Annotated in this window: 12 protein-coding genes; 4 read left to right on the top strand and 8 right to left on the bottom strand. The window is 73.1% G+C overall.

The annotated features are described in order from the left end of the window. Positions 1 to 41 precede the first annotated feature (41 nt). On the bottom strand, positions 42 to 740 hold the full coding sequence (gene infC / locus OG202_RS10320) for a translation initiation factor IF-3 (protein WP_405961936.1): 699 nt from the start codon (positions 738 to 740) through the stop codon (positions 42 to 44). A 371-nt stretch (positions 741 to 1,111) separates the two neighbouring features. Between infC and OG202_RS10325 the strand changes: the two genes are divergently transcribed. After that, positions 1,112 to 1,468 (top strand): DUF1844 domain-containing protein, encoded by a 357-nt coding sequence (locus tag OG202_RS10325; protein WP_328222620.1) that lies wholly within the window; start codon positions 1,112 to 1,114, stop codon positions 1,466 to 1,468. Positions 1,469 to 1,526: 58 nt separating this feature from the next. Here the strand turns inward: OG202_RS10325 and OG202_RS10330 are convergent, their stop codons facing one another. Further along, entirely contained in the window at positions 1,527 to 2,258 is a 732-nt protein-coding gene (locus OG202_RS10330; RefSeq protein ID WP_328222621.1) for an SseB family protein, read from the bottom strand. A gap of 149 nt (positions 2,259 to 2,407) precedes the next feature. Here OG202_RS10330 and OG202_RS10335 point away from each other — a divergent pair, with 149 nt between their 5' ends. Continuing rightward, entirely contained in the window at positions 2,408 to 3,457 is a 1,050-nt protein-coding gene (locus OG202_RS10335; RefSeq protein ID WP_327730532.1) for a serine hydrolase, read from the top strand. A gap of 117 nt (positions 3,458 to 3,574) precedes the next feature. Here the strand turns inward: OG202_RS10335 and mycP are convergent, their stop codons facing one another. After that, on the bottom strand, positions 3,575 to 4,810 hold the full coding sequence (mycP, locus tag OG202_RS10340) for a type VII secretion-associated serine protease mycosin (RefSeq protein ID WP_327732301.1): 1,236 nt from the start codon (positions 4,808 to 4,810) through the stop codon (positions 3,575 to 3,577). A gap of 140 nt (positions 4,811 to 4,950) precedes the next feature. Next, a complete protein-coding gene (locus OG202_RS10345) occupies positions 4,951 to 6,630 on the bottom strand; it encodes a hypothetical protein (protein WP_327730531.1) in 1,680 nt (559 codons plus the stop codon). A 1,132-nt stretch (positions 6,631 to 7,762) separates the two neighbouring features. Here OG202_RS10345 and OG202_RS10350 point away from each other — a divergent pair. Beyond that, a complete protein-coding gene (locus OG202_RS10350) occupies positions 7,763 to 8,965 on the top strand; it encodes an amino acid deaminase/aldolase (RefSeq protein WP_328222622.1) in 1,203 nt (400 codons plus the stop codon). Positions 8,966 to 9,092: 127 nt separating this feature from the next. Here OG202_RS10350 and OG202_RS10355 read toward each other — a convergent pair whose 3' ends face one another. The 4 genes from OG202_RS10355 to OG202_RS10370 are packed head-to-tail and all read right to left on the bottom strand — an operon-like array spanning position 9,093 to position 13,603. Further along, the gene (locus OG202_RS10355) at positions 9,093 to 10,028 is read right to left on the bottom strand and encodes a DUF2510 domain-containing protein (RefSeq protein ID WP_327730530.1); all 936 of its coding nucleotides are present in this window, start codon (positions 10,026 to 10,028) and stop codon (positions 9,093 to 9,095) included. Positions 10,029 to 10,074: 46 nt separating this feature from the next. Further along, entirely contained in the window at positions 10,075 to 10,866 is a 792-nt protein-coding gene (locus OG202_RS10360; RefSeq protein WP_326584003.1) for a 3-oxoacyl-ACP reductase, read from the bottom strand. Then, complete coding sequence (locus tag OG202_RS10365; protein WP_328222623.1) at positions 10,863 to 12,236, bottom strand: aldehyde dehydrogenase family protein; 1,374 nt, start codon at positions 12,234 to 12,236, stop codon at positions 10,863 to 10,865. The genes OG202_RS10360 and OG202_RS10365 overlap by 4 nt, the downstream gene beginning before the upstream one ends. A gap of 8 nt (positions 12,237 to 12,244) precedes the next feature. Then, positions 12,245 to 13,603, bottom strand: coding sequence for a glutamine synthetase family protein (locus OG202_RS10370; RefSeq protein ID WP_326584001.1), 1,359 nt, complete (start codon positions 13,601 to 13,603; stop codon positions 12,245 to 12,247). A 105-nt stretch (positions 13,604 to 13,708) separates the two neighbouring features. On the opposite strand from OG202_RS10370, the gene OG202_RS10375 reads away from it, so the two are divergent. Further along, positions 13,709 to 14,455 carry a FadR/GntR family transcriptional regulator gene (locus OG202_RS10375; RefSeq protein ID WP_327730528.1) on the top strand — a complete coding sequence of 249 codons (747 nt, stop codon included), beginning with the start codon at positions 13,709 to 13,711 and terminating at the stop codon, positions 14,453 to 14,455. The last annotated feature ends 45 nt before the right edge of the window (positions 14,456 to 14,500 follow it).

The following is a 14,500-nucleotide window of genomic DNA, read 5'->3' on the forward strand; positions in this document are numbered from 1 at the left end:
ACCGGTGTCCAGGGTTTCCCCCGGACTCGCGTCCCGGGGACTTACGCCTCGGCAGGCTCCTCGGCAGGCGCCTCGACCTCGGCCTCGACGTCGTCGGAGTCGACCGCGTCGGAGTCGGCGGCGTTCTGCGACTTGCCGGGGTTGGCCTTCGCTTCGGCCTTGCGGGCTTCCTGCGCCTGGCGGGCCTCGGCCATCGCCTCGGTCTTCTTCTTGTGCGGACCGAGAACCATGATCATGTTTCGGCCGTCCTGCTTCGGGTTCGACTCGACGAACCCGAGGTCCTCGACGTCCGAAGCGAGACGCTGCAGCAGTCGGTAGCCCAGCTCGGGCCGGGACTGCTCGCGACCACGGAACATGATCGTGATCTTGACCTTGTCGCCCTGCTTGAGGAACCGGACGACGTGACCCTTTTTGGTGTCGTAGTCGTGCGGGTCGATCTTCGGCCGGAGCTTCATCTCCTTGATGACCGTGTGCGCCTGGTTCTTGCGCGCCTCACGGGCCTTCATGGCCGACTCGTACTTGAACTTCCCGTAGTCCATGAGCTTGCAGACCGGCGGACGTGCGTTCGCGGCCACCTCGACCAGGTCGAGGTCGTACTCCTGCGCAAGCTCCAGGGCCTTGGCAAGCGGAACAATCCCGACCTGCTCGCCGCTGGGACCGACAAGTCGCACCTCGGGAACGCGAATCCGGTCGTTGATGCGGGGCTCGGCGCTGATGGATCCTCCTCGGTAGCACCACACGACGGTCTGGCGGACCGCCGCGTTATGTCTGGTTGACATCCGGACCAACCATCGCGGCGCATGAAAAATGCCCCGGACGGGACACAGGCGGGGCTCCATGTACTGCCGGAGCACCGCCGCGGGTGTGCCGCGGGGCGCAATATCGGACGACTCCACCGTCCGTACGGAACGGTGGGGGCCGCCTGACCGGATGACCTGCCATCCCGGGGGACGGTCAGGTGGGAGTTCGGAGCCTCCACTTGCGGGCCGGGCACACAGGTGTCCAGCCGGTCGTAGAACTAACCATAGCGGGTTCAAACCTGCGGTGCCAATCGGGGCGCAGCGGACTCCCGCAGGTCGGGGCGTACGCGCCGGGGCCTATCGTGTGGGGCATGAGTGAGACCCCTCCTGAGAACCCCGACTTCGACTCGATGACCCGCGACATCGCCGAGGTCCCCGCGGTCGAGGTGATCGTGACGGTCGCCGTCAACCTGATGAGCGCCGCCGCGGTGAAGCTCGGTCTGACCGAGGAGGGCGACAAGTACAAGGACCTGGACGAGGCCCGCAAGCTGGTCACCGCCCTCGCCGGTCTGCTGGACGCGTCCGCGACCGAGATCAGTTCCTTCCACGCGGCCCCGCTGCGCGACGGTCTGAAGTCGCTGCAGCTGGCGTTCCGCGAGGCGTCGGTCGTCCCGGACGAGCCGGGTCAGGGCCCGGGCGAGAAGTACACGGGCCCGATCTACGGCTAGGCCTTCGATCCCGCTTTCGCTGGCGTACGTACGGCTCTCACCGGCGTACGGACAGCTTTCACCGGCGTACGTACAAGGGCTCGCCCGGCGGCGTCGCCCCGGCCGGCAGCAGTGCCAGGTCGAGGCCGCGTACCAGGCGGGCCCGCAGCGTCTCGTCGGCGGCGAGTCGTCCGGCGACGGACCGCGCGGTCTCGGCCTGGGCGGCGGCGGGGTCCAGGACGAGGGCGAGGGTGCCGTCGGCCTGTCCGGGGCCGAGGTGGGCGCGGAGGACGGCCGGCTCGGCGGCGACGGCGGAGCGTACGGCGTCGAGGACGGCGGGGTCGACGAGCGGGTCGGTGGTGGTGCGGCCCTCGGCGAGGGCGAGCAGGGCGCGGCCGGTCAGCTCGTAGGGGACGGGCCCGGCGAGGTCGAGGACGATCGTGTCGGCCTTCTCGTGCGCGGCGGCCTGCAGGGCCTGGTGCAGCGGTACGGCGACGGGGCGGGCGGCGGGGTCCCAGCGGGCCAGGGAGTCGGTCGAGGTGAAGGCGGGCAGGGCCGTGCGGTCGCCGGCCTTCAGGGTCGGGACAGCCATGTCGCTGGTCTTCTCGCGGCGCAGCCCGTTCTCGTCCACCTCGACCTCGCCGAGCACGGCCACGACGGGGACGAGCAGCCGGGCGCCCTTGAGCGCTTCGAGGACGGGGCCAACGGCGGTCCGGTCCTCGGCCCAGGCGGCGAGCGCGGCGCTCAGCCGGGGGTCGGCGGAGCCGTCGTCGTCGGAGAAGCCTGGGTCGGGAATGTTCTTGCTCGCCACGGTCGTCGACCCTATCGGGGGACGTCTCCCAGGCGTTCGGCAGGCCGGAAACGTGACGGTCACATCACTCACGGTTTTCTCAGCTTTTCCTGACAAGCATCTAACACGCGCCTAACCCGCCGCACAGCCCGGCGCAGAACCATCGCGGCATGCCCTCTCCCAGAGCGCGTCGCCTCGCCCGCCCGTCCGGGCGCCGTCCGTTCGTCCACGCCGCGCTCGTCGCTCTCGTCCTGGTGGGCGGCACGGCCGCCGGGACGGTGTACATGAGGGCCCAGGCGCAGGACGGCGGGAGTTCCGCCGTATCGTCGTCGGCGTCATCGTCGGTATCGCCCTCGCCCTCGGCCTCCGCCTCCACCGCGCCGGGCGCGGACACGGTCGCTGAGGAGGCTTCGGTGGAACCAGTGGCGGCGCCCGAGGCGGACCACGACGAGCTGCTCGCGGCGGCCCTGGCGGACGTGGCCGTCGAGGACGGGGCGGCGGTGTCCGTGGCCGTGCTCGACGTGGCGTCCGGGGACTCGGCCGGGTACGGGGACGCACGGTTCGACACCGCCAGCATCGTGAAGACGGACATCCTGGCGGCGCTGCTGCTCCAGGCGCAGGACGCGGGCCGGCAACTCACCGCGCAGGAGAAGGCGTACGCCTCCACGATGATCCGTGACAGCGACAACGTCTCCGCGACGGCTCTGTGGATGGCCATCGGGCGGGCGGACGGCCTGGACGCCGCGAACGAGCGGTTCGGGCTCACGGACACCGAGGGCGGCGACGGCCTGTACTGGGGCCTCACCCAGACCACGGCCAGCGATCAACTCGCCCTGCTCCAGCAGGTGTTCGGGGACGACGACACGTCCGTGCTGAGTGCGGCCTCGCGGGCGTACGTCCAGGAGCTGATGGGACAGATCGCGGCGGGCCAGGACTGGGGGGTGTCGGCGGCCGTGTCCGGGTCCCCCGCGGCGGCGTTCGCCCTGAAGAACGGGTGGTTGCCGCGTACCGCGACCGGGCTGTGGGTCATCAACAGCGTCGGCCGGGTCACGGTGGACGGGCGGGAGTACCTGGTCGCGGTGGTGTCGAACGGCAACACGACGAAGGCGAAGGGGATCTCGCTGGTGGAGGCGGCTGCGAAGGCGGCCGTCTCGGTGTTCGGGGACACGGAGAGTCCGGCGGACGCGACGGTCACGGCGAGCGCGGCCACGACGTCGTAGGAGCACGGGGTCATAGGCGTACGGGGCCGGAGGCGTACGGGATCGTAGGCGTACGCGTGGGTATCGGCGTGGGCCTGGACCCGGACCCGGGCTTAGGCCTGGGCCTGGGCCTGAGCGTCAGATGACGTACTCGTCGGGGCGGCCGCGACCGCGTCCGCGCCAGACCACCACCGCGGTGACCAGCAGGACCACGCCCAGGCCGCCCGCGGCGGGGGCGGCCCAGCCGGCGGTCGGGTCCTCCTCCTCGACCGGGTCCGGGCCCGAGCCGAAGTACTTGCCGCCGTACGAGGCGGACGCGAGGTCGTCGGGCGTGAGCTTGCCGCCCTCCTCGATGGCGGCCGCCGGGTCGACGAAGCCGAAGCCCCGGGAGTCGTCGCGACCGCCGACGGGGACTTCGCGGGCGGTGCTCTCCAGGAGACGCTTGACCTGGGCGGGGCTCAAACCGGGGTGGGCCGCCTTGATGAGGGCGACGGCGCCGGAGACGAAGGCCGCGGCGGCGCTGGTGCCCCAGCCCTCGTAGTACTTGCGGTCGGGGTCGGCGATGACGACGTCCACGCCGGGGGCGCTGACGGTGGCGTACCAGCGGCGGGTGGAGAACGGGGCGCGGTCGCCGTCCTCGTCGACGGCCGTCACCGCGATCACGCCCGGGTAGGCCGCCGGGTACGAGATGTGGTCGCCCTTCTCGCCGCCGTTGCCGGCCGAGGCGACGACGATCGAGCCCTTCGCCAGGGCGTACTGGACGGCGGCGTCCTCGGAGGGTTCGGGGTGGGCGGACTCGGAGTCGTCGCCGAGGGAGAGGTTGATGACGTCGACGTCCTGGTCGGCGGCCCAGCGGATGCCCTCGGCGAGGGCGTTGCCGCGGGTGCTGCGGGCCTTGGAGCGGGCCGAGTCACCGTCTTCGAGGATCACGCGGACGGGGAGGATCTCGGCCTCGGGGGCGATGCCGAGGACGCCGTCCCCGTCGTTCACGCCGTGTCCGTGTCCGGCGATGATCCCGGCCATGGCGGTGCCGTGGCGGGCCCAGGAGCGGTCGCCGCGCGACGCCCCGAAGCCGACCATGTCCTTCGTCGGCAGGACGTTCCCGGCCAGGTCCGGGTGCTCGTCGTCGACGCCCGTGTCGAGCACGGCGACGGTGATGCCGGCGCCCTTCGTCGTACGCCACGCCTCCTGCGTGTGCATCGCGCCCAACGCCCACTGCTGGTCCCGGATGCCGTCGGCGTGCGCGGCGGTGGACGGCAGGAGGGCCAGGGAGGCGGCGAGGGGGACGCTGAGGAGCCCCAGCCGCGAGGGCCGACGACGACGCGGCCCCCGCCGACCGCCTCCGGCGACGACCGCGGACGCCTCGTCCCGCATCGCGATCCCGGCCCGGGTGGGCGTCGGGGCTTGCCCGGATGCGCTCGCCGACGTGGCCGTGATGGCTGACGTGGCTCTCTCGGCGGTCTCGGCCTTCCCCGCTGTCGGGGGTTTCGCGGCGGTCTCGGGTTTGTGGGCTTTCATGAAGGCTGCTCCGTGGCGGACGCGGCGGTCTTGCGCAGGCCGCGTTCGACGCGGTCGGCGAGGCCCTTCGCCTCGTGGCCGAGGCCGGACTGGGCGGGCGCGGTGGTGGCGCCGGACTTCATGGCGTCCTCGGCGGGCTGCGGTTCGGTGACCGTACGGCCGTCGGCGAAGCCCGAGACCGCGTACACGACGACGGGGACGTCGGTGAGGACGGAGATCGTCCAGGAGGCCCGCTGGTCGTCGCCGAAGCCGGCGGCGACGGTGTCCTCGGCGGCGTACGGGCGGGGCATCAGGTCGGTACGGCGGTCGAGGCCGTCCTTGGTGAAGCGGTTCCTGAGCGCGGCCATGGCGGCGGTGTCGGTCTTGGTGAACAGCAGGCCGACGGTGGTGACGTTGCTGTGGGTCGCGTCGGTGTAGGTGGCGCGCAGCAGCCGCAGGCAGCCGACGGGGGCGAGGGTCTTGCGCAGCAGCGGGTCGAAGGCGTCCGCGCAGCCGCTGTCGGGCGCGACGGCGACCCGGGTCCAGGTGCGGTCGGTGCCGCCGGGGCCGGCGCCCTCTCCCCGGACGGTGGGCGGGAACAACTCGTCGACGGGTACACCGTGCCACAGCTCTCCGGCCGCCGCGAAGGTGTCGCGGGAGCTGTCCGCCCCGGGGTCGCCGCTGAGCCAACTCCCGGCCGCCGCACCGCCGATGAGGCCGACGCCGAGCACCACGCACGCGGCGACGGCCGCCGCCCGTGCCTTGGTGGGCCGCGGCTTGCGCCGCCCCTCGTCCGACTCGGGCGGCGTCCACGGCGAGGTGTCCGGCTGCGCGAACGTCACGTAAGGCCGCCCGGGGGACGCCCCGAGCACGGAGTCGAGCGCTTCGGCCGACCGCCGGGAGGACGCCGACGGAGGCTGCCAGCCACCGGGGCGCTCCGGGGTGATGGGCCGCGGCCGGGGAGTGCCCTCGGGACCGGTCTCCTCGGGCAGGGGACGACGGAGGGGCGAGGCAGGGGGCGGAACGGCACCTCCGGGAGCGGAGACGCCGTTGTGGGGCGCCGACCTCGGGGGCGGTCCGGCCGGGCGGGGCGACGTGGAGCCGGGGGCGGAGTCGGAGGGACGGGGCGGGCGGCCGCCGGAGGAGGAGGGGCCGGAGGGCCGGGGTGGTGCGCCGTCGGCGGAAGGGCCGGACGGCCGGGACGAACGGTCGTCGACAGGCGGGGCCGAGTCACCGGCACGGGCACCCGAGGTCCGCGCGGCACCCGCACGCGGTCCGGCGTCGCGCACCGAGGGTGGGGTCTCGGGGAAGCGTGCCGGGGCCGAGGGCGGGGTGTCGTCCGGGAGACGGGCGGCGGGCGGGCCGTCCGGGAAACGAGCCGACGCCGCCGGTGGGGCGTCCGGGAAGCGGGTCGAGGCCGACGGCGGGGCGTGGAGGAAACGAGTCCAGGCCTCCGGTGGGGCGTCGGAGAAGCGAGCCGAGCCCGCCGGTGGGGCGTCCGGGAAACGGGCGGAAGCCGCCGGGGGCGGCGGGGTGGCCGGGGTGCCGCCGTTCTGGCTCGCGGCGCGCCGGAAGTCGGAGAAGCGCGGGTGTTCGGCGCGGCGCTGGGCGGTGCCGCCGTCCACGGCGGAACCACGCGCCGGGTTACGGCCGGTCATCGCCTGGCCGGAACCCCCCACGGGAGCCTGCTCCGTCACAGCCTGACCCGAACCACGCACGGGGCTGCGCCCGCCCGCCTGCCCGGAACCACGGACAGCACCCTGACCGCCCGCCTGACCGGAACCACGAGCAGCACCCTGAGCACCCGTCTGACCGGAACCACGCGCGGAGCGCTGTCCGGTTGGCTGGCCGGAGCCTCGCGAGAGGCCGCCCTGGCCGGCCGCCGGGCCGGAGCCGTGCGTACGGGAGGGCAGGGGGCCGGCCTGGCTGCCGGAACTCCGGTTGTTCTCCGTGGTGTTCGGCTTGTTCTCCGTGGTGTTCGGCGTGTCCGCCGTACCCGGGTGCCGTACGTCCCGAGTCGCGCCCGGCGTCGGCGAAGGCGCCGAGGACGGACGAGGCGGGCTGCTGGGTCGCGCGGGGGCACCCGCCACCGGGGGTCGCTGCGGGCGGCGTGGCACAGTCGGGCCGTTCCCGGTCGAGGGCTCGCGATCCGGGCGGGGCGGCAGGGCCGAGGATCCCCCCACCGGGCCGGAGCGGGGCGGAGGAAGCGGGCCGGACGGACCGGAGGCCGACCCGGCCGCAGCGGACTCGCGCGAGGGAGGCGGCGCCGATCCGTCTCGCACCGGCGGCACCGGACCGGCGGCGCCACCCGCGGACGGACGCGATCCCGCATCACCTGCGGCGGACGGACGTGCGCCCGGCGCCTCGCTGTCGTCCCTGGGTGCCCACGCCGGCGGTCGAGTCGGGGCCCCCGGCGTCGCGGTGGCCGAGGTCGGGTCGCCCGGCGTCGCGGCGGACGGATCCTGGCCCGGTGGTATGGACGGGCGGGGTGGGGCCGGCGGGCGCGGGGGGATGGAGGCGCGGCGCGCTTCGGTGCTCATGCACCCCCCGTTTCCTCGTCCCGTGCGGACCCGGAGGTCGTCCGGGCGCCCGACCACCCGTGGGGAGCGGTCGTCACGCATACCGTGGGAGTCGGCCCGCCGACGGCCTGCCAACACCACGGGCAAGCCATACCCGTGGCAGCGGATCGGCATCCCCGTCGAGGTCGTCCCTGCGTGCGCGTCACTCTACGGGTTGGCCCCCGCCGAACGGGAACCAGTCCGCCGGCCCGCGGCTTCTGCCCGGAACGTCCCCCTACCCTGCGGTAATCATGTCTGGCAGGCTTCGTGCATGACTGCGCGCGCCGCCGACCGGGCCCGGTACGACCGGGCCACAGCTCATCTCGACGCCCCTCTGGCGATCGTCGACCTCGACGCCTTCGACGCGAACGCCGACGACCTCCTCCGCAGGGCCGGCGGCAAGCCGATCCGCGTCGCGAGCAAGTCCGTTCGCTGCCGGGCGCTCCTGGAGCGGGTCCTGGCCCGTGAGGGCTTCCAGGGCATCATGTCGTTCACCCTCGCCGAGTCCCTGTGGCTGGCCCGTTCCGGTTTCGAGGACATCCTCCTCGCCTACCCGTCGGCCGACCACGAGGCCTTCGCCGAACTGGCGGGCGATCCCAAGCTCGCCGCCGCGGTGACCGTCATGGTCGACGACCCCGCCCAGCTCCAGCTGATCGACAACTCCCGGCGGGGCGGCACCGAAGTCGTGCGCGTCTGCCTGGAGTTGGACACCTCGCTGAAGCTGCTCGGCGGACGGGTGCGCGTCGGCGCCCTGCGCTCCCCGTTGCGCTCCGCCGCGCAGGTCGGCGAGATGGCCCGCGCCGTCGCCGAGCGCCCGGGGTTCAAGCTGGTCGGGATCATGGCGTACGAGGGCCATATCGCCGGTGTCGGCGACTCGGTGGCCGGGCGGCCGTTCCGGTCGCGTGCCATCCGGCTGATGCAGGCCACCGCGAAGAAGGAGCTGGCCACGCGGCGGGCCGAAGTGGTGCGCGCCGTACGGCGGGTGGCGCCGGACCTGGAGTTCGTCAACGGCGGCGGCACGGGCAGTGTGCAGCACACGGCGGCGGAGGACGCGGTCACCGAGATCGGCGCCGGTTCCGGGCTCTATGTGCCTCGGCTCTTCGACAACTACACCTCGTTCAGCGGGCGTCCGGCCGCGCTGTTCGCCATGCCCGTCGTACGGCGCCCCGGGGTCGGGGTCGTCACCGTCCTGGGCGGCGGCTACCCGGCCTCCGGCGCGCCCGGCCCCGACCGGCTGCCGGTGCCGTATCTGCCCGAGGGGCTGAAGTACGACCCGCAGGAGGGCCCCGGCGAGGTGCAGACCCCGCTGCTCGGCGCGCCCGCGGACGACCTGCTGCTCGGCGACAAGGTGTGGTTCCGGCACGCCAAGGCCGGCGAGCTGTGCGAGCGGTTCGACGTGCTGCACCTGGTCGAGGGCGACGAGGTGACGGCGGCCGTGCCGACGTACCGCGGCGAGGGCCACACGTTCCTGTAGCGGGGCCACATGTTCCTGTAACGGGGCGCACGTGCCTGCAGCGGGGCCACATGTTCCTGTGGCCCCGGAGCGGCCGGGAGCCCCACCGGGGTTCCCGGCTCCGCACGCGCCGTGGGCCGGCTCGGGCTCACGACGGGCCGAGGCTGCTGCCCACTCCCCCGCCCGTATCCCCGTCCCCGCCCGCGTCGCCCACCGGCCGGATGCCCTCGACGATCTCGTCGATGTCCCCGACCGGCGGACCGTCGTCGCCCGCGTCGACGGCGAACCGGACGAGGACCGGGGCCTCGGAGCCGCGGCCGGACGGGAAGACGAGGGACTGGACGTAGCCGCCGGGTCCGGCCCCGGTCGTGACGCGCCAGCGCACGTAGTAGCCGGCCCGGCCCGCGACGGCGACCGAACCGGAGCCGACGACCTCGTGGCCGGTGATGCCGTCGTACGGCTGCCGGTCCAGGACGTCGCGGTCGAAGGCGTCGTTGGCGGCGTCCTCGATGTCGTTCTCGGCGAGGGCCTTCGGGGAGGTCTCGTCGCTGCCGGTGACGGTCCGTGAGACGACGACGCCACCGCGGCACACCCCGCCCTCGCCGGGGCAGTCGAAGGTGCCGTCCGTGACCAGGACCGCGTCCTCCTCGCCGGATCGGTCGCCGTCCTCCCAGCCGTCGGGGATCGGGAAGGTGATGCCGTTGAGGTCGTCCACGACGACGCTCGGGTCGCCGGTGGGGGACGCGGTGGCGGGCTTCGTGGGGGACGGGCTGTCGTTCCCGTCGGCGTCGGAGGTCGGGGAGGTCGTGGCGGTCCTCGTCTCCTGGCCGCCGTCGCCGTCCTTGCCGAGCAGGAGGACCCCGCCGGTGACCGCCCCGGCGACCAGGACGGCCCCGACGGCGGCCAGCGCGACGACCTTGGTGCGGCCGGCGCCCCTGCCCGGGGGCGGCTGCGGCTGGAACACCGGCTGCACGGGCTGCTCCGGCTGGCGCCGGTGATCGGTCCAGGCGGTCCCGTCCCACCAGCGTTCGGTGAGCGGGAAGGACGGGTCGCTGTACCAGCCGGGCGGAGGCGAACTGCTCATCCCGGCACTCTAATCACACACCGACGGTGTCGGTGTTCCGGTTGCCCTAGAGGGGGGTGACGTAGGCGCCCGAGATACCCCCGTCGACCAGGAAGTCGGTGGCGTTCACGAAGGACGAGTCGTCGCTCGCGAGGAACGCGACGGCGGCCGCGATCTCGGTGGCCTCGGCGAACCGCCCGACCGGGATGTGCACGAGCCGGCGCGCGGCCCGCTCCGGGTCCTTCGCGAACAGCTCCTGGAGCAGCGGGGTGTTGACCGGCCCCGGGCAGAGCGCGTTGACACGGATGCCCTCCCGCGCGAACTGCACGCCCAGCTCCCGCGACATGGCCAGCACGCCGCCCTTGGAGGCCGTGTAGGAGATCTGGGAGGTCGCCGCGCCCATCCGGGCCACGAACGACGCGGTGTTGATGATCGAGCCCTTGCCCTGGCGCCGCATGTAGGGGATGGCCGCCTTGCAGCACAGGTACACGGAGGTGAGGTTGACCTCCTGGACCCGCTTCCAGGCCTCCAGGCCGGTCTCCAGGATGGAGTCGTCGTCGGGCGGCGAGATGCCCGCGTTGTTGAAGGCGATGTCGACGCTGCCGTAGGTGTCGTACGCGGTCTTGAACAGCGCCTCGACCTGCTCGGGGTCGGTGACGTCGACCTTCACGAAGATCCCGCCGACCTCTTCGGCGACCGCCTTGCCGCGCGCCTCGTCCACGTCGCCGCAGACGATGTGCGCGCCCTCGGAGGCGAGCCGGCGCGCGGTGGCGAGGCCGATGCCGCTGCCGGCGCCGGTGATGACGGCGGTGCGGCCGACCAGACGGCGGCAGATGTTCTCGTCGGGAGATGAGGTCACTGTGCGGGGCCTTCCGTGCTGATGAAGACGTTCTTGGTTTCGGTGAAGGCGGTCAGGGCGTCCGGGCCGAGTTCACGGCCGATGCCGGACTGCTTGAAGCCGCCGAAGGGGGTCCAGTAGCGGACGCTGGAATGGGAGTTGACGGACAGGTTGCCCGCGCGGACACCCTGGGAGACGCGCAGCGCGCGGCCGACGTCCCGGGTCCAGATGGAGCCGGAGAGGCCGTACGGGGTGTCGTTGGCGAGCCGCACGGCGTCGGCCTCGTCGGTGAAGGGCAGCAGGACGGCCACCGGGCCGAAGATCTCCTCGCGGGCGGCGGCCGAGTCGGGCCGCTCCCCGGTGAGCACGGTCGGCGGGAACCAGAAGCCGGGGCCCTCGGGGGCGCTGCCCCGCAGGGCGGCGGCCTCGTCGGGCACGAACTCCCTTACGCGGTCCAGCTGCTGACGGGAGATCAGCGGGCCCATCTGGGTCTTCTCGTCGGCGGGGTCGCCCACGACCACGGCGGCCAGCGCCTCGGCGAGCAGGCTCCGGACCTCGTCGTACACGGACTCCTGGACCAGGACGCGGGTGCGGGCGCAGCAGTCCTGGCCGGCGTTGTCGAGGAAGGAGAAGGGGTCGACGGCGGCCTTGAGGTCGGCGTCGGCGAAGACGATGTTCGGGCTCTTGCCGCCGAGTTCGAGGGTGACCTGCTTGACCTGGTCGGCGCAGAGTTCCATGACGCGCTTGCCGGTCCGGGTGGAGCCGGTGAAGACGATCTTGGCGACGCCGGGGTGTCGCACGAGGGCCTCGCCGGTGATGTCACCGCGTCCGGGCAGGACCTGGAAGAGGTGTTCCGGGAGTCCGGCCTCCAGGGCGAGTTCGGCGAGGCGCAGCGCGGTGAGCGGGGTGGTCTCGGCGGGCTTGAGGATCACGGCGTTGCCGGCGGCGAGCGCGGGGGCGGTCCCCCAGGCGGCGATCGGCAGGGGGAAGTTCCACGGCGCGATCACGCCCACGACCCCGAGGGGTTCGAGGATCGTGACGTTCAGGCCGCCGGGCACGGGGATCTGCCGGCCCGAGAGCCGTTCGACGCCGCCGGCGGCGTAGTCGAGCAGGTCCCGGACGTTGCCGGCCTCCCAGCGGGCGTTGCCGAGGGTGTGTCCGGCCTCGCGGACCTCCAGGCGGGCGAGTTCCTCGACGTGGTCGTCGACCACGGAGGCGAAGCGGCGCAGCAGCCGGGCCCGGTCGGCGGGGGCGACGGCGGCCCAGGCCCGCTGTGCCTTCCCGGCCAGGCGCACGGCCGCGTCCACGTCCTGTTCGGCGGCGCCCGCGACGGTGGCGATGACCTCCTCCGTGGCCGGGTTGAGGATGTCCAGGGTGTGGTGCTGGGACAAGTCGTTCCTCACAGACGTTCGAAGGAGCGGCGCAGCTCCCAGTCGGTCACGGCGGCGTCGAAGGCGGCCAGCTCGACGCGGGCCATGTTGCTGTAGTGCGCGACGACCTCGTCGCCGAAGGCGGCCTTGGCGATGGGGCTGTTCTCCCAGAGCTCGGCGGCTTCGCGGAGGGTGGTCGGCACCTGGTCGTATCCGGCGGTGTACGCGTTCCCCGTGCACACCTCCGGCAGTTCCAGCTTCTGCTCGATGCCGTACAGCCCGGCCGCGATCAGCCCGGAGACGGCGAGGTGCGGGTTGACGTCACCGCCGGGGAGCCGGTTCTCGAAGCGCATCGAGCGGCCGTGGCCGACGACCCGCAGGGCGCAGGTCCGGTTGTCGTATCCCCAGGCCACGGCGGTCGGCGCGAAGGAGCCCGGCTGGAACCGCTTGTAGGAGTTGATGTTGGGCGCGTAGAGCAGCGAGAAGTCGCGCAGCGCGGCGAGCTGTCCGGCGAGGAAATGCCGCATGACCTGGGACATCTCCTGCCCGTCGGCCATGACGTTGGCGCCGTCGGCGTCCGCGAGCGAGAGGTGGATGTGACAGGAGTTGCCCTCGCGCTCGTTGAACTTCGCCATGAAGGTGAGCGAGACGCCCTCCTGCGAGGCGATCTCCTTGGCGCCGGTCTTGTAGATCGCGTGCTGGTCGCAGGTGACCAGGGCCTCGTCGTACTTGAAGACGATCTCGTGCTGGCCGGGGTTGCACTCGCCCTTGGCGGACTCGACGGTCAGCCCGGCGGCCTCCATGTCGTTGCGGATCCGGCGCAGCAGGGGCTCGATTCGGCCCGTGCCGAGGACCGAGTAGTCGATGTTGTACTGGTTCGCCGGGGTCAGGCCCTTGTAACCGGCGTCCCAGGCCTGCTCGTAGGTGTCCTTGAAGACGATGAACTCCAGCTCGGTGCCCACGTTGGCCGTGTAGCCCAGTTCGGCGAGGCGCTCCAGCTGGCGGCGCAGGATCTGGCGGGGCGCGGCGACGACCGGTGAGCCGTCGTTCCAGGCCAGGTCGGCGATCAGCATGGCCGTGCCCTCGTTCCACGGCACCCGGCGCAGGGTGCTCAGGTCCGGGCGCATGGCGAAGTCGCCGTAGCCGCGGTCCCAGGAGGACATCGTGTAGCCGTCGACGGTGTTCATCTCGGTGTCGACGGCGAGGAGGTAGTTGCAGCCCTCGGTGCCGTGGTCGAGCACGTCGTCGAGGAAGAAGCGCGCGGCGAACCGCTTGCCCTGGAGGCGCCCTTGCATGTCGGGGAAGGCCAGGACGACAGTGTCGATCTCACCGCCCGCGACGAGGGCGTGGAGTTCCTCGACGGAGAGCGGGGGTGTGCGGTCTGCCACGGGAAAGCCTCCTAGAAGCTTCTTCGGCCACCCCGGAGCCATTCAGCCACCCGGGAGCCATAAGGTATTACCCGTAACCATTAGTTGGGAAGGGGCAACGTCCACATGTCGCAGACAGGGGCGGAACCGGGCACTCCCTGGGCCGACGACCGACTGGCGTCCGTACTGCGGCCGGTGCGGGCGGGCAACGGCTTCGAGGAGGCCCTGGAGCAGATCCTGCAGGTGGTCCGTCTCGGCCTGGTGCCGGGCGGCGAGCGGCTGCCGGCGGAGCGCGAGCTGGCCGAGCGGCTCGGGATCAGCCGGGTGACGCTGCGCGAGGTGCTGAAGGTGCTGCAGGACCAGGGCCTGATCGAGGCGCGGCGCGGGCGGTACGGAGGAACGTTCGTGCTGCCGCGCGTCGCCACCCCGGGCGAGGACGAGCTGCGCCGGCGCCTGAAGGGCATCGACGTCGAGGACACGCTGCGCTTCCGGGAGGTGCTGGAGGTGGGCGCGGCCGGACTGTGCGCGGCCCACGGCCTGACCGGCGACCAGACCGAGCGACTGCGGACGGCCCTGGCCCGTACGCACAACGCGCCGCTCACGGAGTACCGCCGCCTGGACACCCTGCTCCACCTCACCATCGCCGAACTGTCCGGCTCCCCCTCGCTCGCCGCCCAGTACGCGGCCGTCCGCGCGGGGGTCAACGACCTGCTGGACTGCATCCCGCTCCTGGTACGGAACCTGGAGCACTCGCAGCAGCAGCACACGGCCCTGGTGGAGGCCGTTCTCGACGAGGACGCCGAGGCGGCGCGGGAGATCATGCGGGAGCACTGCTCCGGCACGGCGGCCCTGCTGCGCGGCTTCCTCGGATGAGACCGGCCGTGGGACCGGCCGTGGGACCGGCCGTGGGACCGGCCG

The sequence above is a fragment of the Streptomyces sp. NBC_00310 genome, from assembly GCF_036208085.1.
In the GTDB taxonomy this organism is placed as follows: Bacteria; Actinomycetota; Actinomycetes; order Streptomycetales; family Streptomycetaceae; genus Streptomyces.

What these genes read in the sequence shown, in the direction of transcription:
- OG202_RS10355 (WP_327730530.1), bottom strand. Translation starts at nt 10,028, where the DNA reads ATGAGCAGTTCGCCTCCGCCCGGCTGGTACAGCGACCCGTCCTTCCCG.
- OG202_RS10325 (WP_328222620.1), top strand. Translation starts at nt 1,112, where the DNA reads ATGAGTGAGACCCCTCCTGAGAACCCCGACTTCGACTCGATGACCCGC.
- OG202_RS10375 (WP_327730528.1), top strand. Translation starts at nt 13,709, where the DNA reads ATGTCGCAGACAGGGGCGGAACCGGGCACTCCCTGGGCCGACGACCGA.
- OG202_RS10350 (WP_328222622.1), top strand. Translation starts at nt 7,763, where the DNA reads ATGACTGCGCGCGCCGCCGACCGGGCCCGGTACGACCGGGCCACAGCT.
- mycP (WP_327732301.1), bottom strand. Translation starts at nt 4,810, where the DNA reads ATGCGGGACGAGGCGTCCGCGGTCGTCGCCGGAGGCGGTCGGCGGGGG.
- OG202_RS10335 (WP_327730532.1), top strand. Translation starts at nt 2,408, where the DNA reads ATGCCCTCTCCCAGAGCGCGTCGCCTCGCCCGCCCGTCCGGGCGCCGT.